This is a genomic window from uncultured Senegalimassilia sp., assembly GCF_934632265.1.
In the GTDB taxonomy this organism is placed as follows: domain Bacteria; phylum Actinomycetota; class Coriobacteriia; order Coriobacteriales; family Eggerthellaceae; genus Senegalimassilia.
Genome location: NZ_CAKTYH010000192.1, coordinates 1 through 2,248, shown reverse-complemented (window position 1 = coordinate 2,248; position 2,248 = coordinate 1). Strand labels below are relative to the sequence as shown.

At 55.3% G+C, this 2,248-nt stretch carries 1 protein-coding gene and 1 tRNA gene; both read left to right on the top strand.

Annotation, left to right across the window (positions count from 1 at the left end):
- The first annotated feature begins 602 nt into the window (after positions 1-602).
- Positions 603-2,018 carry an HD domain-containing protein gene (locus tag Q0H50_RS09355; protein ID WP_294421688.1) on the top strand — a complete coding sequence of 472 codons (1,416 nt, stop codon included), beginning with the start codon at positions 603-605 and terminating at the stop codon, positions 2,016-2,018.
- A gap of 63 nt (positions 2,019-2,081) precedes the next feature.
- Positions 2,082-2,155, top strand: a tRNA-Gln gene (locus Q0H50_RS09350).
- The last annotated feature ends 93 nt before the right edge of the window (positions 2,156-2,248 follow it).

Here is a 2,248-nt window from a genome sequence, read left to right as displayed (position 1 = left end):
ACGCGGCTGCCGGCCTCTTGACAATCCCTTGATTCGGATTTTGCCCTTGTCTTCACATCCTGTACACAATATGTAGCATCTTCTTTACATTCCTTGCGTCCGAGTCTGTGTCATACACTACATATAGTGGTTTTTGCGAACCCAATACATCCTGACACCAGGCAAGCTTCCCTTAGAACAACCCCTTACGTCTTAAGACGTTCCTGCATTTCTTCGTTCTTGTTTCATACACGGCTTCTTTCCCGATTCCGTTTCTTGCGTCTTTGCATTATTCGGTTTTGCTGTGCGTTGATCGCTCTCCTCTGTCTGAGCTTTCTTGTCGCTGATGCGAACGACGATGTGCTTATGATGGCTGTCCGCAGTTATCGCGCAAGGCCTTGCCGCTCTCTTGTTTGTTTCTTGGCGCCATTCGCTTGCTTAATCTTGTCGTTTATCGAACAGCGATAGCCGAGCTCTTTTGAACCGAACCTTTCTGGCCCGGGCCCGTTCGTCGGCAACCCGGAAACGGCTGTTCGCCGTAATCGGATGCGTTCTTGCCTCTCCCCCATTCGCTACCTTGTTTTACTATAAGGCTGACGAACCTATATAAGGTGGTGATTGATTTGGGCGCAGATCTGCGGATCGATCTTCCCGAAGATGCCCTTGCGCTTCTTTCCGTATTGGATGATGCAGGATTCGAGGCATGGGCTGTCGGCGGTTTTGTGCGCGATGCGCTGCTCGGCCGACCCTGCTCGGATATCGATATCGCCTGTAGCGCGATGTGGGCAGACACGAAGCGCGTTTGCGAACAGGCGGGACTGAGGACCCATGAGACCGGCGTGGCGCATGGGACGATCACGGTTATCAGCGGGGATTCGGCTTTTGAGGTGACGACCTTCCGCAGCGACGGACGATATAAGGATGGAAGGCACCCTGATTCGGTGACGTTCGTATCTTCTATTGAGGAAGACCTTGCCCGCAGGGATTTCACCATCAATGCTATGGCCTGGCGGCCCGAATGCGGCTTAATCGACCCCTTTGGCGGAAGAGCCGATATGGAGCGCGGCTTAATCCGCGCAGTAGGAGATCCTCGCGAAAGGTTTGCCGAAGATGCGCTGCGCATCCTGCGAGCTTGCCGTTTCAGCGCGGAGCTGGGGTACGCCATCGAGCCTTGCACCTACCAGGGCATGTTGGAAAACAAGGGTTTGTTGTCGAAGATATCTGCTGAACGCGTAACCCACGAGCTGCAGAAGTTGCTTCTTGGAGCACATGCCGGCGACGCACTGCTTGGCTGCGTTGATGCGCTTTCGGCCGCTCTGCCCGAGCTTGTCGCCATGAAGGGCTTCGATCAGCAAACGCCCTATCACATATACGACGTGCTTGAGCATACCGCCCGGGTTGTCGATGGCGTTCCGCCCTACCCGTTGGTTCGCTGGGCCGCGTTGTTCCATGATATGGGCAAGCCTGCGTGCTTCTTCAAAGATGAAAACGGCACCGGTCACTTCTATGGACACGCAGCGGTGAGCGTTCCCATAGCGCGCGGCGTTATGCAACGGCTTACGTTCTCGAACGCCTTCATCGACAGAGTGCTTGTTTTGGTCAAGCGCCATGACGACGTAGTGCCCGCAAATCCCAGGGCGGTGAAGCGGATGCTCGCGCGCCTTGGCGGCGATACCGAGCTGTTCGCCGCCCTTTGCGATTTGAAGCGAGGTGACGCGAGGGGGCAATCGCCGAAGTTCAGCGATCCGCGCATCGCGCTTGCCGACGATCTGCAGCGCACGCTTGAGGAGATAATCGCCGCCGATGAAGCCTTCACGGTAAAGTCCTTGGCCATCAACGGGCGCGACGTTATGAAGCTGGGAGTTGCCCAAGGGCCCGAGATCGGGGAAGCCTTGGCGAGATTGCTTGACGCCGTTATAGATGGCGAAGTTGCTAATTCGGCACCTGACCTGGAGGAATATGCGCTCAGCAACTTGATTGGGAAAAGTTTTTCAAAAAAGTTGCCAAAAAGTGTTGACGGAATAGGGGAAGGTGCGTAATATATCTTCTCGCGCCTGGCCCTCCGAAATACATCGAAGGAAACGGCGCAGAGGATTTGCCACTGGGGTGTCGTCTAATGGCAGGACAGCGGTTTCTGGTACCGTATGTGAGGGTTCGACTCCTTCCACCCCAGCCATTTTTTGGTAAATTCGTTTAATGGCTCCGTCGTCTAGCGGTTTAGGACGTCGCCCTCTCAAGGCGAAGGTCGCCGGTTCGAATCCGGTCGGAG